The following is a 25,424-nucleotide window of genomic DNA, read 5'->3' as shown; positions in this document are numbered from 1 at the left end:
CGGCGGCTACTTTCATGCGAGCCAGGATCGATGCGGATGTGATATCCGTGACGTTCAGCAACGTCAGGCCACTACAGCAAAGTCCCGCCGACTATCCGGTGAATCGGTCGGGATAGGTCAGCCACGCTTGCGGGCCGCTCGCCATCTCGCGATCGTCGAGCAGACAGCGATCCAACATCGCGCGCAGTCCGGCCTGATCGAGATGGGTGCCAATCAGAACGATCTCTTGTCGGGCATCACCGACGTCGGCCTCCCAATCGGCATCGATCGACGCGCGTGATTCGGCATCGTCGGGCCACTGCTCGCGCGGCACGGCTGCCCACCACAATCCCGCTTCGCCGTGACGGCAGACCGCACCGGCCTGGGACCACGACATACACAGCGTGGGCCGACTGGCCAGCCAGAACCACCCTTTTGAACGCACCACGCCCGGCCATTCGCGTTGTAGTGTGTTGTAGAAACGTTCTGGATGAAACGGCCGCCGCGCGCGGTAAACAAAACTGCCTATGCCGTACGTCTCGCTTTCCGGCACGTGTTCACCGCGCAACTGCTGCAACCATCCCGGCGCGCGGCTCGCCTCCTCAAAATCGAATAACCCCGTGTCCAGCACCTTCTCCAGCGCCACGCGTCCGAACTGGGCCGCCTCAATTCGGGCGCGCGGGTTCAATGCTTTCAAGATGCCGATCAATTGCAACTGCTGCGCGTCATCCACCAGATCCAGCTTGTTGACCACCAGTACGTCACAGAACTCGATCTGTTCGATCATCAAATCCACGACGGTCCGCTCGTCATCCTCTCCCATCGACTCCCCGCGTGCACGCAAGCTGTCCATCGACGCATAGTCGCGCAGGAAATTGCACGCATCGACAACCGTGACCATGGTGTCAAGCCGCGCGATGTCGGACAAGCTCACACCTTGCTCGTCGGCGAATGTGAAAGTCTCCGCAACCGGCAACGGCTCGGAGATCCCGGTTGACTCGATTACCAGTTGATCGAAACGTCCCTCACGCGCAAGGCGCCCCACTTCGACCAACAAATCTTCGCGCAGTGTGCAACAGATGCACCCGTTGCTCATTTCCACCAGCTTTTCGCTCGTCCGGCTCACCGCAGGCATGGTGCCGTCTGCAAGTGCTTCCGCTGCCTCGGTCGACCGGGCAGCCACCACATCGCCGCGCACGACAGCCGCATCTATATTGACTTCGGACATATCGTTGACGATAACCGCGACACGACGCCCTTCGCGGTTATGCAGGATGTGATTCAGCAAGGTAGTTTTCCCCGCACCGAGGAATCCGGATAAAACAGTTACCGGCAGACGCAGGTCTGCTGCCGCCATATCAGCCGTAAGCGGTGTTGGCATTGTCGCGGCACCGGATGACCGGCGGGGATGCTGTGTAGAAGACATGGTCTTAGTAAGGAGAGAACGGTTTGTGGCAGCACCGCCACCATGCGCGCGCGTGGTGGCCAAGAAAATAATTGTCAGCGTAATGAAATGTTATATTATTACATTCGCTTGACGTGCGTCGAGAAACAATCACGCGCTGGTCTGCCTTACGAATTTTTAAGATGCCATAGGCAACCTTGATTCTCGTGGGCGCCACATGCGTGTGCCCCCGGGCAAAAAACTGGCCCACGAATTGAAATGATATAACATTCACAACTCGGTCTGGATTTGTTGCATCGGCGTCGTCGGCGCATCGGCATTTTTGTAACCATCGAAAACTGAGCCCATCGTGACCACCCCGTTCTTTCCGCGTCCCACGCCCCTTCACGCTGCCGTCGGCATTGCTATTTCACTGTTGGTTTCCGGACACGCCGCCAGCGTTCACGCGGCCGATACAAGCACGACCGGCACGACCACCGCCACGGCACGGGACGCATCCGGCACGGTTGGCGACACAGCACAATCGCAGGTCTTCGTGACGGCCAATCCGCTCGGCGACAGCGAATTGATCTCGCCGGCCACCGCGGTCTCCGGCGATGCACTGACGCTGCGCAGCGCCAACAGCAGTTCCCTGGGTGAAACGTTGAATGGTCTGCCAGGTGTATCGACCACGACGTATGGCCCGATGGTGGGGCGACCGATCATCCGCGGCATGGACGGCGATCGTATCCGCGTGCTGCAAAACGGCGTGGCGGCATACGATGCATCGTCGCTCTCTTACGACCACGCGGTACCGCAGGACCCGCTCTCCGTCGAGCGCGTAGAAATCATTCGCGGTCCCGCGGCGCTGCTGTACGGCGGCAACGCCATTGGCGGCGTCGTCAATACCATCGACAATCGTATTCCACGCGAGCCGATCAAGGGCGTCACGGGCACCACCGACGTCAACTACACATCCGGCAACCAGGCGCGAGCCGGTGCCGCACAGATCGAAGGTGGCAACGGGCAGTTTAACTTCCACGCCGATGTCTTCGCGCGAAAGACCAGCGACGAACGCATTCCGGGGTACGCCCACAGTGCCGCGCAACGTGCGCAGGACGATCCTGACACAGCGCAAGCGTACGGCAAATTACCCAATAGTGACGGACGGTGGTCCGGCGGCGCGGTAGGCGGCTCCTATACCTGGGCGAATGGCTATGCCGGTCTTTCCTATAACGGCTTCCAATCAGACTACGGCTCCGTGGCCGAGGACACGGTGCGCTTGCGCATGCATCAGGACCACGTTGCGTTTGCGTCCGAGGTCAGGAACCTGCAGGGCCCGATCGAGCGCGTGAAATTCGACTTCGGCTATACCGACTACGAACATCGAGAGATCGATGATGGCGTTACAGGCACGACTTTCCGTAATCACGGTTATGAAGGCCGGATCGAGGCGCGACATAAAAAGATCGGGCCCTTCGATGGCGCGATAGGGGTGCAATTCAGCCAGAACACATTCTCGGCGCTCGGCGACGAAGCACTGGTGCCCACCACGCGCACGACGAACGTCGCCCTGTTCGGACTCGAAGAATGGCAAGCCACGCAACGCTTGAAGGTCAGCCTGGGCGGTCGCGTCGAGCGCACCATGCTGTCACCCACAGCGGCCGGAAATGAGCGGTTTGCCAGCGCGGAGGACCGTAACTTCACGACCGGCAGCGTCTCGCTTGGGGGACTGTATCGATTGACGCCGGCGTGGGCGGTTGCCGCCGATATCGCCTACACGGAACGCGCGCCCACGTTCTATGAGCTGTATGCCAACGGGCCGCACGACGCCACCGGCCAGTACCTGATCGGCAACGGCAATGCGCAAAAAGAAAAATCGGTGTCGACAGATCTGGCGCTGCGCTACGCAAACGGGCCGGACAAAGGCAGCGTCGGTGTGTTTTACAGCCGCTTCATGAACTACCTGACCGAATACAACACCGGCAATCAAGTCGACGACGACGGCGCGATCGTGGCCAACGGTACCGCCGACGCCCTGAACCAAGCGGTGTATCGTGGCGTGCGTGCCGAGTTCTACGGGGTGGAAGCGAGCATGACCAAGCGCGTCTTCGCAAACGGCCCACACCATGTGGACATCGACATCGACGCCGACTACACGCACGCACGAAACGCGGATGATGGTGAACCTTTGCCACGTATCGCCCCATTGCGCGTCACGTTCAGCACCGCGTATGGCTATGGTCCATTCGGTGCCCGGGCAACCGTGGTCCATGCCTGGCGTCAAGCGCGCGTGCCTGCCAATGACACGCCTACCGATGGATACACAACCATTGGCGTGTCACTGACTTATCGTTTCCATGTTGGCAGCACGCAGTGGCTGGCTTATCTACGCGGCGATAACCTGACGAACCAGGATGTGCGCTACGCTAGCTCGGTCGTTCGCGAAATCGCGCCGCAGATGGGGCGCAGCGTCACCGTGGGTTTGCGCACCACATTCTGATCATCCAATGGCCGGGCACCACACGTGCCCGGCCAACGCGGAATATCGAGAAGTCGAAGATGCGAAACGCTATTTCCTGGTGCGAATCAACAGAGACGAAGGATAGTCTGAATCGCCCTGACGTTGGACCTTCACCGCACGCCTTGCTATAAGATGCCCCTCGCGGGCAACAGGTGAGATGTGACCTCCGATTTTCTATCGGATGTTTTCCTATGCAGTCCGAACGTTATCTTATAACGTTCGGCCAGGATGCATATCCTTCATCGGTTGCGTATTGTTTATCCGAATCGATCGAAGAAAGGAATGCGTCTCATGCCGTCAACCACCGCCTCTCCCGCCATGGGTGTTGCCGTTGCCCTGCTGTTGTCGGGACCCATGGGGGCCGTCGCTGCAACCGAGACGACCGCGGGTCAGGAGGAGCGCGAAGAGAAAACGCCGGGATACGCGACGACCATGGCAGCGGGCACGGCCCTCCAACCGGATATGTCGCCCATTTTCGTGACGGCGAATCCTTTGGGTGACAATGCACTGATTTCACCGGCTACCGCCATCGTCGGCGATACTCTGCTGGTACGCGCAACGCACTCCCTGGGTGAAACCTTGAACGGTCTGCCCGGCATTTCTACGACCAGCTATGGTCCAATGGTGGGGCGCCCTATCATCCGCGGAATGGATGGGGACCGTATCCGTATCCTGCAAAATGGCGTTGCCGCCCTCGACGCATCGTCACTTTCCTTCGATCACGCGGTGCCACAGGACCCGCTTTCGGTGGAACGGATCGAGATCGTCCGTGGACCGGCCGCGCTTCTTTACGGTGGCAATGCCATGGGGGGCGTGGTCAATACGATCGACAATCGCATTCCACGCGCACCCATCGACGGCGTGACCGGCATCACCGATGTCAACTATACGTCGGGTAACCGCGCCCGTGCCGGTGCCGCGCAAATCGAAGCGGGCAATGGTCGCCTGAATTTCCATGCGGATGTCTTTACCCGCAAGTCGGCTGATCAGCGCATTCCGGGCTTTGCGCGTAGCGCGGCACAGCGCGCCGACGATGCCAGGACGCTGCCACAGCCCAACGGCACGCTGCCGAACAGCGACGGTCAATGGTCAGGCGGCAGTGTCGGCGGCTCGGTTACCTGGGCCGATGGCTATGCGGGCTTGGCTTACAACGGCTATCAGTCGCACTACGGATCGGTTGCCGCACCAACCGTACGCCTGAGAATGCGACAGGATCGCGTCGCGTGGGCATCCGAGTTCCGCAATCTCTCCGGCCCTTTCACGCGCTTGAAAATCGACATTGCCGCAACCGACTACTTGCATCGGGAGCTTGATAACAACCGTGAACACGGCGTGTTTAGAAACCGAGGATACGAGGCACGCCTGGAAGCGCGACATCGTCCTATCGGGCCGGTCAATGGCGCGGTAGGAATGCAGTTTGGACAATATACGTTCGCAACGACAGGCGCGCACGCAATGGTGCCAACCACCCGCACCGCGCACGTAGCGCTATTCGGTATCGAGGAATGGCAGGCGACGGATCGACTAAAACTCAGCGTGGGTGGTCGAATAGAACGGGTGACGTTGTCACCAGCCGCATCCACCGACAGGCGTTTTTCCCGGGCATCGAAGCGCGCATTTACCAACGGCAGCGTTTCGCTCGGCGCGTTATATCATCTGGCGCCGACGTGGTCGATCGCCTCATCCCTTGCGTATTCCGAGCGCGCACCCACATTCTATGAGCTATACGCGAATGGTCCCCACGACGCAACCGGCCAGTATCTGCGCGGGAATGCCAACCTGAAAAAAGAAAAATCGGTCTCCACCGATCTTGCCCTCCGTTTCGCGAGCGGCCAGGACAAAGCCAGCATTGGCGTGTTCTACAGCCGCTTTTCAAATTACTTGGCCGAATACACCACGGGCAGACAGATAGCCGATGGACATGGGCACGGTCATGCGCATGTCCACGCCGCGCATGATCACCATCACCATGAATGCGATCACGCCACGCAATCACTCGCCGAAGCGGTGTATCGGGGCGTCCGGGCGGAATTCTACGGGGTGGAAGCCGGTGTCACCAAACGGGTTTTCACGCGAGGGCCACATCATGTGGATCTCGACTTTGGCGCAGACTACACGCGCGCGCGCAATGCTGCCACTGGTGAGCCCCTGCCGCGCATTTCACCACTGAGAATCACGATGAGCGCTGCCTATGGCTACGGTCGATTCGGTGCGCGTGCAACGGTGATACATGCGCGGGGGCAATCACGGGTGCCGAAAAACGACACGATTACCGGCGGTTATACGACGGTGGGCCTGTCGTTGACCTATCGCTTCCAGGTTAGCGGCACGCAATGGTTGGCCTATTTACGCGGCGACAACCTGACAAACCAGACGGTTCGCTACGCCAGCTCGGTCGTACGGAGTATCGCGCCCCAAATGAGCCGCAGCGCAACCGTCGGCTTACGCACAACGTTCTGACCGCCTCCTTGACCAGTGTGGGTGGCACACCACGCGACGTCAGACGGCCAAACGCCGTCGTTCGTAAGTTTTCAAATGCAGGAAAACCACATCCAGCAGCGTGGGCGTCGCCACAGTCAGCGAGGTCGCATGCGCCGGGCGACGCGCGATCAAATCGCCTATCAGATGCTGCGCTTCCACCTGCGCGCCTCGCTCCAGATCCTTGCACATCGACGCCGTCACGGTCGATGTAGGGTCCGTTGCGGTACGGCGGATACGCCTGACCACCTCATCGGACGGCTGCTGACCATTTGCCACGGCAATAGACAGGCATTCGTCGCATAGCGCCGATGCGAATGCCTCGCCGCCACTCTCGATGATCGTGCCTACCGGGCCGCGCATCAGACAGGTCATGCCGGCCAGCGTGGCGATCTGCACCCACTTCTCCCACATCTCGCCCTGGATGCGCGACGACAGCGTGCTGTTAAAATTCGCGCCCGCCATGGCATCCGCCAACGCCTGTACACGCGGCGTCACGTCACCATTCCATTCGCCAAACGCCAATTGATGGCCCGTGTTGTAATGCACAACAGTGCCATCGGCGTCCAGCGCGACGGAAATCTTGCAATACCCACCCAGCACATTCACCGGACCGAAACGCTGCTGCAATGCCTGGACATGGGACATCCCGTTCAGTATCGGCAGGATCATCGTATCCGGGCCGACCGCGGGCGCGAACGACGCCATCGTGTCGTCGAGATCGTAGGCCTTGCAGCCCACCAATATTACGTCGTACGGCGACGCATCCGCACCGCGCTCGGCAAGTTGTGCCCGACTGACCGTCCGCACATCGCGCAGCGTCACGTCACCCAGTGCACTCCGTACCGACAGCCCATTCGCGGCAATCTGACCGGCGCGACGCTCGCGCAACAGGAACGTGACATCCGCCCCGTTTTGCACCAGCCTCGCACCAAAATATCCACCCAGACCGCCCGCCCCAATGATCAAGAAACGCATGTCGACTCCATTATCCTGATAATGCGGTTTCCCTGACGGAAACCCGATGCCTGCGCGATCATCGCATGATTTTTTCTTGCCCGCCCGCCGCGGTGCCAAAGCCGTGCCCGCGGGAACAGGAGCGTACCCTCGGCGGTTTGACGTCCAAGTCGGATAAGATAGGTGGATATATCGGCGAAATCGAAGGAGCGCGTATGACCTCACGGCCACGTCTTACCCTGTCTGCTGTCTTATTAAGCCTGTCGCTCGCATCTGGCATTGGCGCATTTCCCCTGTCGGCCGTGGCGGCGGATGACACGCCGGTAACGGTGGCGTCAAAGATCGATACCGAGGGTAGCTTGCTAGGCAACATGATCAAGTTGACACTGCAGGCGCATGGTGTGCCCGTCAACGACAAGATCGGTCTGGGTGCCACGCCGATCGTGCGCAAAGCGCTGGTCTCCGGTGAAATCGATGTGTATCCGGAATACACCGGTAACGCCGCGTTCTTTTATAACAAGGCATCAGACCCAGCGTGGAAGGATCCCGCGAAGTCCTATGCCACCGCCAAAGCACTCGATGCACCCCAGCATCTTATCTGGCTGACGCCCGCTCCCGCTGATAATACCTGGGGTATTGCGGTGACCAGCGCGGCAGCCAGTGCGCACAAATTGAAGACACTCGACGATTTTGCGCGGTGGGTCGGGGCCAAGGATAGCGATGCCAAGTTGGCGGCGTCAGCCGAATTCGTCAATAGTGCCTCTGCGTTGCCTTCGTTCGAGAAGGCCTACCAGTTCGCGTTGAAGCCATCGCAATTGATTGTTTTGTCGGGGGGCGATACCGCGGCCACGATCAAAGCGGCTGCGGAACAGACCAATGGCGTCAATGCGGCCATGGTGTATGGCACCGATGGTGGGATTGCTGCCGCCGGCCTCGTCGTCCTGCTCGACAACAAGCACGTGCAGCCGGTGTATGCACCCGCGCCGGTAATTCGGGAGTCTGTGCTCAAGGCACATCCGCAGATCGCAGACTGGCTGAAACCGGTATTTGCCGGTCTTGATTTGAAGACACTACAAGCCTTGAACGCTCGCATACAGCTCAACGGCGAGCCGGCGGAAGTCGTCGCCGCCGCGTACCTGAAGTCCAAGGGCCTGCTGAAGTGACCGTTTCGGTTCCTGGGAATACGCGGCGCGACGCGTCCGGGTCGCGCACGCAAACCGCGGTGGCGAGATTCGCACGTGATCGGCTTGACCGCGTCGGCATGCTGTTGACACTGCTTATCGCTTACGCCGCATTTTGCCAGCCCTTCGTGCTATTCCGTGCAAACCGTATCACCGCCGGCAAGGAGGTCTCGTTGCTGGCCTTGACCTCCGCCTGGCCGCCAGCGTTTTCCGATCACGCAGCCGCCGCGATCTCGGCCGACCCTGGCGGCAACCTGTTTCAGGTGCCGCAGGCCCCGCCTCCCCTACCCGTCATCACATGGCATGGCGCGACGATCCTGACAGCAGTACTCCTTGCCGTGTGCCTGCTATTCGTATGCCTGCGCAGCGGGGCATGGCTACGGGCCGCCTTTGGTGGGTTGTTGCTGCTGGCTGTGCTCGTCGCCCTTGGTGAAGCGCCGGCATTGCTCGTAAGCCCGACCCAGACGTTTGCGCGTGTGTCGCCGGGATCCGGTGCGTGGACCTTGGTGTTCGCGTTTTCGATCCTCGTGACCGATGCACTGGCCAAACACAGCTTGCTTCCCTGGCAACGGCTCGCTGTTTTGGCCGGCGTGCTCACCGTCCTCGCGTTCCTTTTCCATGCTGGTACCTGGGCTCGCCTTTCCGTGATGCAGGAATATGCCGCGCGGGCAACCACCTTCTGGCATGAAGCGCGTCACCACCTGAGCATCGTGGGTGGCGCCGTTGGCGCCGCGCTGGTGGTGGGTATGCCACTCGGGATTGCCTGCACACGCATCACCGCGCTACGCATCCTCATGCTGCCGCTGTTGAACATCGTTCAGACAATACCAAGCATGGCGCTTTTCGGATTATTGATGGCGCCGCTTGGATGGCTCGCACTGCATAGCCCGGCGATGGCTGCGCTCGGCGTTCGCGGTATCGGCATGGCCCCAGCCATTCTGGCCCTTTTCCTGTACTCCTTGCTGCCGCTGACCGCGAGCGTGGTCACCGGCATCGGCGAAGTGCCGGAGACATTGATTGAAGCTGCCAATGGGATGGGTATGACCCGGCTGCAACGGCTCCGCATGATCGAATTTCCGTTTGCCCTGCCTGTGCTGCTCAGCGGCATTCGCATCGTGCTGGTGCAAAACATCGGACTGGCGGCTGTGGGCGCCCTGATCGGCGGCGGCGGGTTTGGCACGTTTATCTTCCAGGGCTTGGGGCAATCCGCCACGGACCTCGTCTTGCTCGGCGCCATGCCAACGTTGGCCTTGGCGTTGCTTGCATCAATCCTATTCAGTGCTTTTGCGGACATGAGTCGCATCGATGGTGATCTAACCACTGGTTCGCGTCGCAGTAGCGATAACCGCATCGACCGTGCCGCGGCGGCTTCCTCATCGCAAGACGATGCCGCCGCAACGCCTTACTGACCTCGTCCATCGTCGCCCATGACCGCGCGCCGCACGCCTCCCCCTGGCCCCCGTACCCTTTCCGGTCAGACCGATACCGACGATGTGGCCCATGCCCGTTCGTCCCGCGTGAGCGTGAGGCCGACGGCCGTCCTGGTCCTGCGCGTGACTGCCTTGGGGATGCTGGCTGCAGCGCTGGCGATATTCCTGACAAAACCGCAGTGGTTCGCGGCATGGTTCGCGCCCCTCACCGACTACGGCGCCCCCTCGATTTACAACCGCGACAGCCTTTGGAACCTGACGATGGCCCATCTGCTGCTGGTCGTGGAGGCCAGTGCCATCGGTGGATGCACCGCGATCACCGCGGCAATTATCGTGACGCGCGCCCCTGCCGCGGACTTCCTGCCGATTGCGCGAAGTATCGCCAACATCGCGCAGACCTTTCCGCCGGTCGCCGTGCTGGCGTTGGCCGTGCCGGCGCTTGGTTTCGGCGCCAAGCCGGTATTATTCTCGCTGACGTTGTATGGGCTGCTGCCTGTCTTCGAAAGTACGCTGGCCGGGCTGCAACGCATTCCGGAGGCGACGCGCGAAGCCGCCTTTGGCATGGGTATGAATGCATGGCAAAGGCTCTGGCAGGTGGAGCTACCGCTGGCGGGGCCTGTGATTTTTCACGGCGTCCGGCTGGCGGTCGTCATCAACCTTGGCACGGCGACAATTGGTTCGACCGTCGCGGCTTCCAGTCTGGGGGATGTGATCATTGCCGGATTGCAAACATCCAATACCGCCTTCATCGTACAAGGTGCCATTGTCATCGCGGCCCTGGCGGTGCTTATCTATGAAGTGCTCGGTGTTTTCGCACGCTGGCGCTGGCCCGTACGCTGATCCGTCGTCCGGACAGTCGTTTTTCCCCTGATCCGTCGCCTGGAGCGTGCTGTTGTCGCAGGATGGCCGCCTTTTTCCGGGTGTACCGGCGGCCCTGCGTTCCGTGAAGCATGCCGCATGCGATCTTCCCTGCAGCACTTTCGCAGGCAACATGTGCGAGGCACCGCACTCGGCCCTTGTCCCATGACGCAGCTTGTCGCACTTTTGTCATATCCCATCGCGAGACTGATGAATCTGCAATGAAGGAGTACCGGCATGAGCGTGAAAATCCGCAGCTATCTATCGCCGACCCTTGTTCTACTTGCGTTGGACTGGCCTGACGCGCCACAGCACCCGGATTTTCTCGGTTTTGCCATCAAGCGCACTCCCGGATTTCGAGACGATCGGAATGGCCTCCGAGCCGGCAGCAGTTGGTTACCAAATCGTCTGTCGTTCGGTGCCGCGACGCACGTGGCGCAGACCCGATCCGTCAACACGGACACCCCGAGCAACATCGCCCCCATCCAGAAATTCAGTTGGTGGGATGCGCGCTTCGACGACGCCGATCGCGAACATACGTTCCGCTATGACGTGTACCCGGTAACCGGCACGCCCGACACATTGACCGTCCGCACATCGGACAGGGCGACATGCAGTGTGACACTGCCCTCTCATACGGTGGACGGTATCGGCACCTGGTTCAACCGTGCCGTGGTCAGTTCGCAAGCATTTTCCCGGAAAATCGCGGCATTACATCTTCCTCCGGGCACGGCCCCCAACGCGCAGGATACGCTGGCATTGCGCGGCTGGCTCGCGAATGGCATGGAACACGTATTCGATACCATTCTGTCAGGCGCAAGCCGCGCCGTCGGGGCGGTCTATCACTTGACTGATCCGCTCTGGGCACTGCCCGCGCTATCGACATTTGGCAAGACCCATGGAAAAGACGCGGTTGCCATCGTCTACGACGCACACCAGGGAAAACAAAAAGGCCAGACCGCGACAACATCGCCAAATCAGATGGCGATTGATACGCTAGAAGGCAACGTCACGCTATTGCCGCGAGACAAAACCCATATCATGCACGACAAGTTCATCGTCTCCGATGGTCCGCACGCCGCAGGGAAACCGATGCGCCTGCTTGCCGGTTCGGCAAACTTCACGACGGAAGGCCTTACGGAGCAGGCAAACGTCCTGCATGTCTTCGAGGCACCACCGCTCGCTGCGCTCTATAACGAACGAGCACGATTGCTGGCGAGCAATCCCGTCATTGCCGCAACCGCCAATGCCGAACCGGGTTGGTCAGATCCGGTCACCGTGGGATCGGCCCGAATACGCGCCTGCTTTTCGCCAGAGCCCGGCGATGCGCGCAATCAGATCGACACCATCGTGACGGCAATCGGCAAAGCGAAACATTCTGTCATGTTCTGCCTGTTCATGCCCACCGACGCCACGCTGCGGCAGGCGTGTTTCGATGCCGGTGACAAAGGCCTGACCATGTTCGGCCTTGTCAATCACATTAGCCCGGTGAAGGCGGGCGGAAACGACAAGGCCAGCGGGCAATCGGCACCGTTGAACGCTTCGGCGCTTGCAAACATGGCGCTCTACCATCGCAGCCAGCGGCAGCGCGATGTCATTGATGCGGCGCACTTTACCCAGGACACGGCCCCCGACGGCTTTCTACCCGAGTGGCAACGCTTCCCCGGCGCGAAGGCGCCGCCTTATACGCCGGTGATCATTCATCACAAGTTCGTCATCGTGGACGCCGATGGCAACGACCCCGTTGTTTATACTGGTTCGGCAAATATGAGCAAGAATTCCGAGCGCTACAACGATGAGAACCTGCTGGAAATTCGGGATAAGCGCGTTGCGGCAATCTACCTTGCTGAATTCCTGCGACTCTACGAGCATTACCGCGCGCGTGCCATCGCGCTGACCGAGCGCAACAATGGCACGCCGTCGACATCATCACGACTGTACTTGGCAACCGATGGCGCATGGGCCAGGAAATACTATGTCAAAGGCAGTCCGGAACAGAAATCGCGGATTGAATTGGCAGGCGATAACCATTCATAAATCAGGTAACGTAGACATTATCGCGGCGCAGCATTCGCTGCCGGCAAGGTCTTACCGCGGGCACAGGCAATGTCGAGGCATAAAGCGCCGCCCCAAACGTCATATCGTCACGTAGAATATTGGCACCACGTCATTCAGAACGTGTCCAGCGGCCCGCAAGCCGTATTGCCATTGCCTAGACCACGCCATGACCTGTCATTTCCCAACCGTACGCGGCCATGCCACGCACCGGGCCGCCACCACTTCGTTTGCGTCCGGCATCCTGGTCATCATGGCCACGCTGCTTTCGGCATGTGGCAGTACGCCGCCCGCCGCGACGTCGGGTAACCCGGTGATGAGCAGCGCGCCACTGACCGAATTACCACCGATCTACCTGCAGTCCTCGCGTCAGGCCGACGACGTGGCCCGATGCATGGGGCAACGATTGTTTGCGCGCGCGCAAAATGTCGACACGCCACGCGGCCCGGCGCAATTGATTCGATCGAACGGCTGGGACATCGTGATCAAGCAACAGGACAACGGCGCGACGCTCGTTGCCGGCGACTATCGCGACAATACCAAACGGCAGGCGGAACGCAGCGAGCCTGACGTGCGCTTCGCAGTGGCGCGATGCACGCTCTGATGACGTAGCGATCTTTTCACCGCACCACCGTCCAATCTTCGCGTGCCGCGCAGCCCCTTCGTGCACGCGTACCATCTTCACTTCCCCTTTCTTTACCTTTCATGAGCCTGGTGCTGTTCCTGCATGGCCGCTGACAGAACGTGATCGGACGGCACGACGGCTAGCCGTTTCAATCTTGCGTTGGAACGTTCTTCATTTCTCTCATGAGGTGTATGAATGGGTGATATGGTCACACCGGATTATTCAACTTTTGGCACCCCCGGCTTCGATTACAGCAGTGTATTCGCGGCGGACATGAGCGGCTCGGACGACATAACCAATTCGATTATTTCGTCGGTCCAGGGGGTTTACAACAATGCGTCAACCCAGATGCAAAGCGTCGACTGGTCTTCCATCCTGGGCGGTGGCGACGGCACGCCTGTACCAAAAGCCGATGACAAGCGTCCCGACGGGGACACCCGCTCCGCGCAGCAGATCATCGACGATGACCCGACGCTAAAGAATCTTGGCAATCAGAGTGGGGTGCGTGACAACCTGGACAAACAGGTTGGCGATTGGCAACACGATCCCGACGCCGCATATCGGGCCTCGGAAGTCGTCGATTTTATCGATACGGACAAAGCCTATGATGGTACCGACCGTGGCAGTGCCGCTGGTGACCACGACATCGAAGGCTTCACATCCGATAATGAAGCGCGTCACGGTACCGAGGCGGGGGAACTGCAAGATTTCGAGAAAAACGGCTATTCGCAGTTTCAGCAAGATGGACATATGCTCCAGACCACCAATGATTCACATGTGAACAAGGACGGCACAAACCAAGATAACTTCGAGTGGGGCATGAATCAGGTCGGCAATGTATTAGGGGGTCTTCTTGGGATGTTCGGTCTTTAAGGCTGATCGCCCGACGACGTCGGGCGGAGACAAGCGGGTCCGCGTCATGCCGTTATTCAGCCTTTGACAGACAGGTTGTGTACGTGGCGTACCGAAATAAAATACGGCGCGCGATAGGTAGCGCACGTCCCCCCTGCTTCTGCTTTCACCGATCGATGCTACGAAGCAGGTACGGCAACGCCTTAAACCGTGTCACGCCCGGGAACATTCAGATCCGAAAGGAATCGGCTGATCGACATCGTGTCGTCAATCGCCCATACACAATGAAACCATCCGGTTGGTATGACCAGAAGATCGCCGGGTTCGATCAGGACATCCACCCCTCGCGCCTTGGTGAATTCCGGAAAACGCACAAGATCAGGATGCTGTACATCGACGCGGCACGGGCGAAACGCATTGAAAGCGTCCATCGCATAGAGCAACGCGGCCTGTGCCGGACCATAAAGTCGGATGCGTTTGCGGCCCATGAGCTGGGCAAGAAACGAATTCTCGGTATCACAATGCAAGCGTGTTGCCAACGCGTCGCCGTGCCATGCGCCGAACCACCACTGCGCGGGCCCGAACACCTTGGGAGAAAACAGCGGCATCGCGAAGCGTTCCTCCCATTGCGGCGGAAGCGCGCAGCCTCCGGTATAAAGCGGCTGTCGAACGCGCGTCGCCGCGGCGCCCGGAGACAAGGCACTATCGGCCCATCCGGCCGTGGCGGCAGGGTCGCGGGCGATATCGTTGTCGCGCAAGCCTTCGCGACTATCCGGAAAGCAGGCATCGATGAACGCTTTCACGGTACGACAGACGTGACCACCAACGCTGATTCCTAGCGCTGTCTGCGCCTCACGGTCACGCCAATCGTTCACTGTCCAGCGTGTTTCCGGCCAGCGCAGCAGATTGCGCAGGACGAGCGGGCGACTAGCAGCGATTGCATCATGCACCGCGTATTCCACCTCGGTCCTAGTCGCGGACCCACACCCTCTTTGATCCACGGCAGAAAGTGAAAACGGCGCGCGAGACACGGCGCGTTGCAAGGCGTCACGCTGCGTGACGCTCGGTCGCTTCAGCAATTGCAAGAAATACGCTGCCGGCCAAGGCGTCTGGTCAATGCGGATGCCTCCCAGCGCGACACAGTCCGGGTGGCGGGGGTCGAATCGATCCGGCGCATCGAGCAGGATCGCGAATACGGGCTCTACAAGCGTAATCGTCGATCGCGCTGCCCCGGACGGCACCTCGTCCGTGATGGACGCGTTTTCAATATTCCACTTGATAGAAATCCGGTCCCCGAACACAAAGCAAACGGTCTGTCGCGCCCTGCCGGACAGGATGCATAATTCAACAATCGCCGGCGACACCGGTGGCACGTAGCAGGCGTTCAATCGCGCGCACATGTCGTCAAGCCGAGCGGACAGCGTTGGCGTTTCTTGCGAAGTAATCGCCCGCTCCGCGCCAACGGGAAAGCGCATTGTACGTGACGTACGCATGTCAGGCCCCCACGGACGACCGGCGAGCAAGGCTGTCATCTTTTTACCCCTTTTCCGGACGCAATGGACATGCGCCTGTTTGCGATGACGCGTCCGCGATCGGCAACGGCTTACGCCAGTAGACGGCTTGACGATTGACACGAATCAATGGCGCGGTGATCCGATGTTGGCGACGGAATAGATCGACAGCCTGTGCACAGCCAGTGGGCAGGCCGTAGTCGTCGATGATCACGGCACCACCCGGCGACAGGCGCGGATACAATGCCTCCAGCGCATCGCGTGTCGAGTCATGCCAATCACCATCGAGACGCATCAGCGCAAGAGGCCCGGTGGGTGCATTCGGCAACGTCTCGTTGAACCAGCCCTTCAGAAAGCAAACACGGTCATCCAGCAGCCCTGCTCGAGCAAATGCCGCACGGACCGCATCAATGTCGGATTCCAGACATTTCGCCAGGCCCATCACATGGTTCCAGACGGCATCACGAAGATGTACGGCCGGGTCTGGCGACGGCAATCCAGCAAAGGAATCCGCCACCCAGACGCGCCGGGCAGGATCGCGAAACGCCGCCAACGCCGCGCGCATCAAGATCGTCATGCCACCGCGCCAGACACCCGTCTCGATGAAATCGCCAGGGATTCGCCGCGCGATCACGTCCTCGGCGAGTTCGATCACATTGTCGAGCAGCGCCCCTTCCGACATCGTCAGACATCGTGATTCGTGATGCATATGATTCAACGACACGGCGATCTTTGCCGGAGGAAAACCCGCCACTTCCGCCGCGGTCTTGCCGGCGGCGCTCAGCCACGGTGCAAAGACCCGATCAGCATCAGCGAGTCGTGCGATGCAATCGCTCTCGGTGATCGGACCGTGGAAGCACACGCCAGACGGCAATGCCGCACAAGGCGAAATGCCCGATGTCCGCGCGTCTAATGCACCGCTTACATAGCGTTTGACGATATCCAGATAAGCATGCGCGACCGAATGGACGCCACACTCCGACCCCACCGCGCGCAAGGACGTCGATGCGCCTTGCGCGGATACCGTCAGAGGCGACTCCGCCAACGGCCAGGACGCATTTGCCGGAACAGCCTGGGGCGATTCGATATTCATCCCGTTCTCCGTTAGCCTGCTACCAACCATTTGCATTCCCCACCATCCCGGAACGGGGCCGCGCGCCGCGATCGATGGGTTGCACGTCACCATCACCGCCGTCATGGGCGTCATGGGCGTCATGGGCGTCAGCGCCATTCAACCCAGGTGCGCCATGCAACTGCGCCGCGACATGGACCAACGACACTTGATCACGGACCTGTGCAATGAAGATACCGATCATCAGCGCCAGCATCAGCACGGCCAACGCACCCTTGATCGGATGCGCCAATGCATTCAATTCAAGCTTCTGCGCAGTCTTTCCGACAAGCCCGAGGCCGAAGTCGACCAACAGCAGCAGCATCACGCACGGCGCCGCGAGCTTCGCAACGGTAACCATCAGTGAATCGGTGGCATGTATTGCAAACGTCGCAAGAACCGCGGACGGCACCGGTGTCGCGCTTTCCAGGGGCCACCATCCGTATGATTGGTACAACGCGCCGAGCAAAAACGTCATGCCACCCAATGTCCAGAACGCCACAATTGCGCATTGACTCATCAAGGTGGACGTAATCGTCGTTTGCTGCCCTTGGCTGGGGTTGCTCATCTGGACGTTGTTATAACCGGTCAAGTCATCGACGTAGGTACCTACCGCCTCAGCCACCCAGAACACCGGCGACACGACGAACGCCATCAACAATCCGATCACCGCCTCCTTGATGCAGAGAAACACAAGATGCCAGCCATGCAGCTCAGGCAGCATGGCTTGCTGACCGAGTGCGATGAAAGCGCTCCATAACACGACCAAGCCGTTGCGGATCGTGCCCTGCAGGACCTTGTCGCCGGTAGGCGGGAAGATGATCATGATCAACATCAAGCGCAGGCCGCACAGTGCCACCATTGTGAAAAACTGCATGAACGTCCCGCCCCATTGCGGAATGCCCGCGTTCAAGGCGTTCATCCCATCGCCTCCGCGATCCGTGCGGCGTGCTGCCGCGCGATATAGCGCACCACGGCCCCCTCTTCGGCCTCGTCATCCGCGACGTCATCCTCGACCCGTTGGGCCGCCAGATGCAAGGCGTCGATGCGTTTGCGACACACGTCCAGTCGTGCCTCGTTTTGCAAGATCGCACGCTGTGTCCGCGCGACATCGGCCTCGCACGCCTGCACTACCGCTTCGAGGCGAGGCAGATCAGCGACCAACGCATCCTTCTTCTTCGCCTGGGTCATGCGTTGATCCTGCCAAGCCAATACATCGTCGATCCGCACCGCCTGAGCGCCGCTCAGCAGCATGTCGATGCGCGCGTCCACGCCCGCGAGTTCGCCCTCCGCGTCCTCTATACGCGCACGCTGCTCGCTTTCACATGTTCGTGCATCAACCAGTGCGGCGCGCTCGGTGGCCAGTGTCTCGCGCAGTGTCCGTGCCAACCTCTCCAGGCGTTGCATCACGACGTGAAAACCCTTGACTTCGCGGCCCCGGTCACCCTTCGGTGGCACCCGTCGGCTGCGGCGTTCTTCTTGCTGCACTGCCATTGCACGCTCCCTGTTCGTCAAACCTGGTGCAACCTGTCCAACCAATCAAACGTCTGTTCAGGCACACTCGATTCGTCGGTGCGCTGACTGAGAAATTGACGGATCGGCTCTTGCTTCCGGACCGCTTCGTCGGCCACCGGGTCCGCGCCCTCGCGATATTCACCTAACTGAATCAATGTTTCGATATCGCGGTGTTTCGCCATCAGACGCCGCACATGACCAGCGGCGTCGCATTGCCGCCGACCAGCCACTTGCGGCATGACACGTGACAAACTCGCGCCAACATCGATCGCGGGATACTGATTCCGTGCGGCGATATCACGGGATAGGATCATATGGCCATCGAGAATGCCCCGGACTTCTTCCGCGATCGGATCACCACCGGTCTCGTCTTCCGCAAGGACCGTGTACAACGCGGTAATGGCACCGTGTTCGGATAACCCCGCGCGCTCCAATAATCGCGGCAGCTCCGCGAAGATCGATGGCGGGAATCCTCGCCGTGCCGGAGGCTCACCCGCGGCCAGGCCGATCTCGCGTTGTGCCCGGGCAAACCGCGTCAATGAATCCATCATCAGCAATACACTCTTTCCCTGATCACGAAAGTATTCCGCGATGGCGGTCGCCGCATACGCCGCCTTGACGCGTTCGATCGAGGAGCGATCAGACGTCGCGCAGACAACGATCGATCGCGCCATGCCCTCCGGCCCCAGGATGTCCTCGACGAATTCGCGCACTTCCCGCCCCCGTTCCCCAATCAGTGCAATGACGTTCAAATCACACTTCGTGCCGCGTGCGAACATGCCCATCAGCGTGCTCTTGCCCACCCCGGCCGGCGCAAAGATCCCCATCCGTTGCCCTTTCCCGAGTGTCAACATCGCATCCACCGCGCGCACGCCCGTGAACAAGGGGGACTTCAACAAAGGACGACTCATCGCATTTGGCGGGTCCGCGTGGATGGGCCGCGTCTCCGTGGCATCGATTGGGCCCTTGCCGTCAATCGGCCGCCCCAAACTGTCCACCACACGCCCGAACAAAGGATTGCCCACCGGAATAGTCAACGGTCGGCGCAGCGGCACGACCTGCGTATCACGGGAGACGTCGGAGACACGACCGAATGGTGACAACAACGCCGTATCGCGCGAGAAACCAACCACCTCCGCCTGTTGCAGCAGTTGCCCGTCAGGCGCCCGAAGTTCACACAACTCACCCATGCGGACGTCGACGCCAACGATTCGAATCAGCGTGCCAATCACCTCCAACACCTTGCCCTTGGTGGTCAAACCAGGCCGTGCGTCCAACTCCCAGGCAATCGCGTCCGTCAAGCGGGCGAGTTGCGCTTGGACCTTGATATCGCCGGCGCCCGACGACGCGTGGCGTCGGCCGCCCGGCTGCGCGTGGATGCCGGCGCGCGGATTGGCGCGTTGCGTCGTATCAGGTTCCGTGCCAGCATCGTCGACACGATCGATTTCATCGCGGTCCCGCATCGTCATGCGAAGGCTCCTTGCATCTGCTCCTTGGAGAGAGGCGGCGCCGGACATAGCGTCGACGGCGATGGCATGTGTCCCCATGTTCCTACTTGCCATGGTTCATCCGTGCCGCCGTCGTCATCATGGGGCGGGTGCTGGTCAACCGCACGTGTCACCGCCGCCCGCACCGCTTCTAGTTGTACTGACAGGCTCGCATCGAGGAAGCCAAGGTCACTGTCGCAGATACAACTGCCCGGCATCAACGAACGGTCTGCCGTCACGTCGACGCTGACGGAACGGCCACGCGCGCGCCATGCAACGGCAGCATCGTTGAAAGCATTGGCAGCCGCGTCGTATTCCTCCGGATGCACGCGAATACGCAATGTGCTGTTGTCGTCTATGATGCGTTCCACGGCTTGTCGTGCCTGTCCGAAAAGCACGGCGGGCGGCTGGTCCGCCACGATCCGCTCCACCGCCGCGACGACCAGATCCGCAACGCGTTGATGCACCGCCATCTGGACCTCACGGCGTGAGGCCAGCATCTTCGAGGTATGTTCATACCATTGCGCTAATGCCTCATGCCGCCCGGCTTCGAAGCCGCGCTCGCGCGCCGCATCGAATGCTTGCTGTGCCTCCGCATGCATGTCGCAGGCATCCCTGGCCGCCGCTTCGCGCACCGCATTAGCCTTTCCATGCGCGTCGGCCAGCACCACCCGATACGATCGCTCCAGGGCCAGATAGCCCTCGTCCAATGCGACAACACGCGATACCGCGTCGCGCGGTACGATATCGTCGTCGATGCCAATACCCTGCGGTACGTCGCCGCCGCACCCTTCCAGGCCGGCACGCCTTAGCCAAATAACCATGTCTGCTCCCCAAAGAAAGGCTGCAATTGATCGATGACACGGAAGCCGTCATGCCGATGCGCGTTCGGATTATCGACCGCGTACGCATGCACCCACGGCAGCGTCGGCACATCTCGCGACCACATGAACCGCAGCAACGCCATCGGTTCGAATCGCTCGCAAAACCCACCTGCGGCAAAGAGCGCGAAGCCTTCCCACGCCAGCGCGACATCGTTTATCTCGTCGAGAGGCGGCATGCCATGCTCCCGCATCAGTGGCGCCACTGCCGGCGCATGCGCCTGTTGCAACAACCAGCGAACGGTCGTCGAGGTATCGCCGCCAAGCCATTGCCCCAGCGTGACGCGACTCTCCCGGTCAACCCAGTAGCGCAGCTCGGCACGCCGAAAATGCAATGCCCTCAGTCGCAGGGCGCGCAATGCATCGTCCAGATGTAGCGCCGCGATACGTGACACCGACGTGGTGAAGCGATCGATCCCTGGCGGCGGGAAACCACTGGCGCCTAACCACTGCTCCACCGCGCAAGCCCGTTCCCGCAACGCGCTGCGTGACCGTTGCAATGCTTCGGGCCATGCCAGCAGCCAATGCATCGACGTATTCGCAGCGCCTTCCGGCATCAGCCAGCTCGGATCGATCCAATCGAACAGCGCCTCACGATTCGCATGGTAGTGACGCATGCAGGAAAGCAATCGTCTCGCCTGGCATGGCGGTTGATCGTTTGCCGATACCGTCGTGTCCGCGTTGCCACCTGACAAGTGTGCGTCGTCAAGCGGCATATCGCCCCGATCCGATCTGTCGGCGACGTGCTGGTCATTCGGGCCCGCCGCGTCTCGCGCCCACTCGTCATGGCCACCATCGGCATCGCGACAGGGCGCGTCGTCGCGATCCGCCCAGGCGGGCTGCGATTCCCGCCACTCCTCTACTGTCGTCGCCATTGTTCACCGCCACCATTCGCAACCGTTTAGTCCATATCGCGCGCGGCTAGCGTGAATCGGCCGCGTCGTCCCGTTTGAAAAGATTGCCGGGCAAGGCCGCCGCAAGCCTGCCCGCATCCAGTTTCGGCACCAGTCCCGCCACCCCACGCGGCGCGGCGCCCCCCGGTTGGGACGCCTGCCCCCCGCCAGTTTCACCGCCCGCCGCCGCGTCTGACATCCGTTGACCCGCGGGCATCGAGGACGTGCCGTTACCCTGGCCTTTCCCCACCCTGGGGGTCGTTCCGTCCTTCGGCTTGCGGCGCATGGTCAGCAAAAGAACGATACCGGCGAGCAGAAATACGCCAACGGCGATGCGCATCGGTGACCACGTATCGGCGGCGTGCGTGGCGGAAATGACATCCATCGGGTCGGCCGGCACCGATGTCACACTGACTTGGTCATACGACAGGCCCTCGACACTATGGACCACGAGATTCTTGATCTGAGGCGTCAACGTCGCCAGATTGGCATCCGGCTGATACTTGATGAATACGGAGGCGGACGACGGCTTGACGGCATTGGCAAGCGGATCGTTATCCGGCAATACGATGTGAACACGTGCCACCACCACACCATCGATCTTAGACAATGTGTCCGACAACTCCTGGGAAACGCCGTAGATAAAGCGCACCCGTTCCTCGGTGGGCGTGGAGACCAGGCCATCTTTCTTGAAAAGCTTGCCTAGATCGTCGTAGCGATTCGCCGGCAGACCGTCCTGGCGCAGTACATCCATCGCCTTGACCATCTGACCTTCCTCGACCTTCGCGCTCCATGTCTTGCCACCGTCCGGCGATACCTTTTCCGCGTCGATACCTGCCTCGAGCAACGCTGCAACCATCTGGTTGCAATCACGTTCGCCGAGGTTGCCGTACAGTTCCTTTTTGCAGCCGCTCAACGTCAACGCCATCGCCAACGCCGCGCCGAAAACGACGCCACGAACCATGGGGCCGTCACGACGCGACTTGATCACCATGCGCGCAGCATGGCGGGATGCCAAAGAATCGATCGCCTCCACGTCGCAAGACACATCGACGTCATCGGCGAACGTATGTGAGAAAGCCTTTAATGGAGCGCTCATATCATTGATTCTTCATCAAGGTTTCGATCGCGTCCTTGGACGAGTTGACCACGCTCATTTTCATCTGCAAATCGACCTGCATGCTTGCGGCCTCTACCTGCACCTGTGTCATTGCGGTGGTCAGTTCCCCCATCGACATGCTGTTCGCGTTGTTCAACATGTACAGCATATCGTTCGACACATAGGTGAAGGCTTCATCCTCACCCTCGACGAGTTTAGATATAACCGTTCCCGCGTCACCTGTCGGTGCGGACGGTCCTACGCGCGACGTGCGCATCATCTCTGCGAAATTGTTTCCCTGATGCGCGAGAGACGCGATTTCCGGCTCGCCCTTGATCTGCATTTGCTCATGGACCGATTGCGTGCCATGGGCATCCGGGGCGAGGGCCGGCTCCTTCGTCATCAGTGCCGAGTGCAAATGGGACACACCAAGAGCGGCATCCATTATCAATCTCCTATCTATAAAATGGAATACATCCGATCACAGGCGCAGATATTGGCTGTAGTCGCTGTTGGTGATCGTCTCCATCGGTTGCATGCCGGTCTCCTGTGGCGCACCACTCGCGCTATGTGGCCCAAGCACATCGTGCCTCGTCCTCGACTCGCGCTGGTGTATCGGATAACTGGCGTAGTCGTCACGTAACCGCTTCAGCGATTCGGGCTCGTTGAATTCGCCAGTGGCGTATGCATCTTCGCGGGCCTTCTCCATATCATTGCGTGCGATGACCGCATAGACGAGTGAACGCGCTTCCGGGGTCAGCTTATCTTGATGCAGTAATTGTTCGGCTTCGATCTTCCAATCCGAATTGCCGCTAGCACTCAGGCAGTAGACAAGCATCGCACGGCTGCCTGGCATGCAACGGTCCTGCGACACCAGTGTCGAGAACAATGCGATAGCGTCGTGCCATTCGCCACGTACCACGTGTACAAACCCATCGAACAGGTTGAGTTCCGTCAGCGTCGGCCGCAGCACATGCATTGCGTCCAGCAATGCCGACACATCGGCAACGTCTAGTCGTGGCGACGGAAATTGATCAATCACCGCCATTCGGACAATTTCGATCAAGCCACCGATCAGTTCATGGCTGCACTGCTTGTATTCCGTTTTCGCGTTCATATCCAGTCTCTTAAAAATGACGAGGGTCGTGAGGGGTGTGGATCGGACGAGCGAAAGGTAGCAAGCGGGAGTTTTTTCAAGATGCATGCATCCGAAGCGACCCGCTCGTTTGCGAAGCCGGCATCGATTATCCATTTGCGCCGTTTCCCGGCTTCGCACGACCGATACCACGCGATCAGAAATCTATCGGCCATTCGCAATACCCTCAGAGCCCTGCACTAACGCGGCGTCACGCAAACGCAGGACGTCGCGCCGATCGGGCTTCGCGAATTCCCGCACGGCTTCGCCCGACGCAGCGGCATGGGCAAGGCAGTTCGGTAACGTGCCCACTATCCCAAGGACAGCATTGAAAAGCGACGATGGCTGACGAAAAAACTGAAGCCCCCACCCAGAAGAAACTCGATGACGCGCGCAAAAAGGGGTCGAACGCGAAGAGTCCGGATCTGGTCTCCGCCGCATTGCTGCTAGCGGCGTTGGTCGCCTTGCAACTGGGGGGAAACGATGTACTGGATGTACTGCGCCAGATACTGGACATTGCGCTGGGTTTCATGTCAACAGACCGATCCACGCAGGCGATGATGTCCGCGCTATTTCATATTCTGGGTGTCTGTGCGGTTATCAGTATCGTTATTGCCGTCATCGGCATGCTGGCAGCCGTGTCGGGAACGATGACGCAGGTGGGTGTCCGGTTTTCAATGGAGCCGGTGATGCCCAAACTCAGTTCGGTCAACCCGGCCAGCGGCATCAAGCGCCTTTTCTCATGGAAATCCCTGCTCGACATCGCAAAGATGACGATCAAGGCCATTATTCTCGGCATCGTCCTGTGGAAAACGATTACCGATCTTTTTCCGATTGTCACGCATGCGTTATACCAACCTTTGCCGCAACTATCCGCGATGCTGTGGAGTGCTTTTCTCAAATTGATCGGCGTCGCCTTCCTAATTTACCTGGTGATCGGCGCCACGGATTGGAAATTGCAGCATTTGATATTCATGCACTCGCAGAAAATGACGAAGGACGAGGTCAAGCGTGAACGGAAAAATACGGACGGTGACCCAAAAATAAAAGGCGAACGAAAGAAGCTCGCGAAGGAGTTGATGCGCGGTGATCCCCGACCCGCGGCAGTGGCGCGCGCGAATGTCCTGGTGGTGAATCCCACGCACTATGCCGTGGCAATCCGCTACGCACCTGAAGAATATCCACTACCGGTCGTGCTCGCGAAAGGCATCGACGCCGAGGCGGCATTTCTACGACGCCTGGCCACTCGGCATGACATCCCGATCGTCGCCAATCCGCCGGTCGCCCGAGCGCTGCATGCCGTTGATACCAACACGGCCATACCGGAACCGATGTTCGAAGTGGTGGCGGCCATCCTGCGATGGGTTGACAGCGTCGCGCCTCATTGCACGGCACGGCACGCCGCCGGTGAAACCATCCCCACCGCGCCGATTTCTAACATCTCCTTATAACGTCTTCGTTGGAGTCTT

The 25,424-nt window shown here is 60.1% G+C and carries 21 protein-coding genes; 9 read left to right on the top strand and 12 right to left on the bottom strand.

What is annotated here, in order from left to right:
• Positions 1–91: 91 nt before the first annotated feature.
• Positions 92–1,360, bottom strand: a complete 1,269-nt coding sequence (zigA, locus tag SJQ66_RS02585) for a zinc metallochaperone GTPase ZigA (protein WP_036012233.1) — start codon at positions 1,358–1,360, stop codon at positions 92–94.
• A gap of 430 nt (positions 1,361–1,790) precedes the next feature.
• On the opposite strand from zigA, the gene SJQ66_RS02580 reads away from it, so the two are divergent.
• Together SJQ66_RS02580 and SJQ66_RS02575 are read left to right on the top strand one after the other, a co-directional pair.
• The gene (locus tag SJQ66_RS02580; protein WP_176026111.1) at positions 1,791–3,866 is read left to right on the top strand and encodes a TonB-dependent receptor; all 2,076 of its coding nucleotides are present in this window, start codon (positions 1,791–1,793) and stop codon (positions 3,864–3,866) included.
• Between the two features lie 312 nt (positions 3,867–4,178).
• Entirely contained in the window at positions 4,179–6,347 is a 2,169-nt protein-coding gene (locus SJQ66_RS02575; RefSeq protein WP_390174025.1) for a TonB-dependent receptor, read from the top strand.
• Between the two features lie 39 nt (positions 6,348–6,386).
• Here SJQ66_RS02575 and SJQ66_RS02570 read toward each other — a convergent pair whose 3' ends face one another.
• Complete coding sequence (locus SJQ66_RS02570) at positions 6,387–7,343, bottom strand: ketopantoate reductase family protein (RefSeq protein ID WP_046153317.1); 957 nt, start codon at positions 7,341–7,343, stop codon at positions 6,387–6,389.
• A 194-nt stretch (positions 7,344–7,537) separates the two neighbouring features.
• Here SJQ66_RS02570 and osmF point away from each other — a divergent pair, with 194 nt between their 5' ends.
• The 6 genes from osmF (at position 7,538) to SJQ66_RS02540 (ending at position 14,344) form a co-directional block, all read left to right on the top strand.
• Positions 7,538–8,485, top strand: coding sequence for a glycine betaine ABC transporter substrate-binding protein OsmF (gene osmF / locus SJQ66_RS02565; protein WP_320533574.1), 948 nt, complete (start codon positions 7,538–7,540; stop codon positions 8,483–8,485).
• Positions 8,482–9,912, top strand: coding sequence for an ABC transporter permease (locus SJQ66_RS02560; protein WP_407691449.1), 1,431 nt, complete (start codon positions 8,482–8,484; stop codon positions 9,910–9,912). Before osmF ends, SJQ66_RS02560 begins: the two co-directional genes overlap by 4 nt.
• A 159-nt stretch (positions 9,913–10,071) precedes the next feature.
• A complete protein-coding gene (locus SJQ66_RS02555) occupies positions 10,072–10,773 on the top strand; it encodes an ABC transporter permease (protein WP_236693549.1) in 702 nt (233 codons plus the stop codon).
• A gap of 255 nt (positions 10,774–11,028) precedes the next feature.
• Complete coding sequence (locus SJQ66_RS02550) at positions 11,029–12,828, top strand: phospholipase D-like domain-containing protein (RefSeq protein ID WP_320533572.1); 1,800 nt, start codon at positions 11,029–11,031, stop codon at positions 12,826–12,828.
• A gap of 187 nt (positions 12,829–13,015) precedes the next feature.
• A complete protein-coding gene (locus SJQ66_RS02545) occupies positions 13,016–13,450 on the top strand; it encodes a hypothetical protein (RefSeq protein ID WP_320533571.1) in 435 nt (144 codons plus the stop codon).
• A gap of 216 nt (positions 13,451–13,666) precedes the next feature.
• Positions 13,667–14,344: a hypothetical protein gene (locus SJQ66_RS02540; protein WP_051504646.1), complete on the top strand. Its 678-nt coding sequence runs from the start codon at positions 13,667–13,669 to the stop codon at positions 14,342–14,344.
• 182 nt (positions 14,345–14,526) lie between these two features.
• On the opposite strand, the gene SJQ66_RS02535 is transcribed toward SJQ66_RS02540, so the two are convergent.
• From SJQ66_RS02535 to SJQ66_RS02490, 10 genes are all read right to left on the bottom strand, one after another.
• Entirely contained in the window at positions 14,527–15,855 is a 1,329-nt protein-coding gene (locus SJQ66_RS02535; RefSeq protein ID WP_051504645.1) for a cupin-like domain-containing protein, read from the bottom strand.
• Between the two features lie 4 nt (positions 15,856–15,859).
• Positions 15,860–16,927 (bottom strand): TylF/MycF/NovP-related O-methyltransferase, encoded by a 1,068-nt coding sequence (locus SJQ66_RS02530; RefSeq protein WP_320533570.1) that lies wholly within the window; start codon positions 16,925–16,927, stop codon positions 15,860–15,862.
• Positions 16,928–16,946: 19 nt separating this feature from the next.
• Entirely contained in the window at positions 16,947–17,867 is a 921-nt protein-coding gene (gene sctT / locus SJQ66_RS02525; protein WP_320533569.1) for a type III secretion system export apparatus subunit SctT, read from the bottom strand.
• Complete coding sequence (locus SJQ66_RS02520) at positions 17,864–18,439, bottom strand: hypothetical protein (protein WP_024905072.1); 576 nt, start codon at positions 18,437–18,439, stop codon at positions 17,864–17,866. Before SJQ66_RS02520 ends, sctT begins: the two co-directional genes overlap by 4 nt.
• 17 nt (positions 18,440–18,456) lie before the next feature.
• On the bottom strand, positions 18,457–19,788 hold the full coding sequence (gene sctN / locus SJQ66_RS02515) for a type III secretion system ATPase SctN (protein ID WP_024905071.1): 1,332 nt from the start codon (positions 19,786–19,788) through the stop codon (positions 18,457–18,459).
• 137 nt (positions 19,789–19,925) lie between these two features.
• Positions 19,926–20,771: a type III secretion system stator protein SctL gene (gene sctL / locus SJQ66_RS02510; protein ID WP_024905070.1), complete on the bottom strand. Its 846-nt coding sequence runs from the start codon at positions 20,769–20,771 to the stop codon at positions 19,926–19,928.
• A complete protein-coding gene (locus tag SJQ66_RS02505) occupies positions 20,756–21,703 on the bottom strand; it encodes a type III secretion protein HrpB4 (protein ID WP_024905069.1) in 948 nt (315 codons plus the stop codon). The genes sctL and SJQ66_RS02505 overlap by 16 nt, the downstream gene beginning before the upstream one ends.
• 46 nt (positions 21,704–21,749) lie before the next feature.
• The gene (gene sctJ / locus SJQ66_RS02500; protein ID WP_244141715.1) at positions 21,750–22,685 is read right to left on the bottom strand and encodes a type III secretion system inner membrane ring lipoprotein SctJ; all 936 of its coding nucleotides are present in this window, start codon (positions 22,683–22,685) and stop codon (positions 21,750–21,752) included.
• 136 nt (positions 22,686–22,821) lie between these two features.
• Positions 22,822–23,265: a hypothetical protein gene (locus SJQ66_RS02495; protein WP_024905067.1), complete on the bottom strand. Its 444-nt coding sequence runs from the start codon at positions 23,263–23,265 to the stop codon at positions 22,822–22,824.
• 36 nt (positions 23,266–23,301) lie between these two features.
• A complete protein-coding gene (locus tag SJQ66_RS02490; protein WP_024905066.1) occupies positions 23,302–23,937 on the bottom strand; it encodes an HrpB1 family type III secretion system apparatus protein in 636 nt (211 codons plus the stop codon).
• Between the two features lie 359 nt (positions 23,938–24,296).
• On the opposite strand from SJQ66_RS02490, the gene sctU reads away from it, so the two are divergent.
• Positions 24,297–25,406 (top strand): type III secretion system export apparatus subunit SctU, encoded by a 1,110-nt coding sequence (gene sctU, locus SJQ66_RS02485; RefSeq protein WP_320533568.1) that lies wholly within the window; start codon positions 24,297–24,299, stop codon positions 25,404–25,406.
• Positions 25,407–25,424 lie beyond the last annotated feature (18 nt).

The organism is Robbsia andropogonis, assembly GCF_034047095.1.
GTDB classification, from domain to species: domain Bacteria; phylum Pseudomonadota; class Gammaproteobacteria; order Burkholderiales; family Burkholderiaceae; genus Robbsia; species Robbsia andropogonis.
The sequence above is the reverse complement of the archived record's forward strand: the minus strand, read 5'-3'. Positions and strand labels throughout refer to the sequence as shown.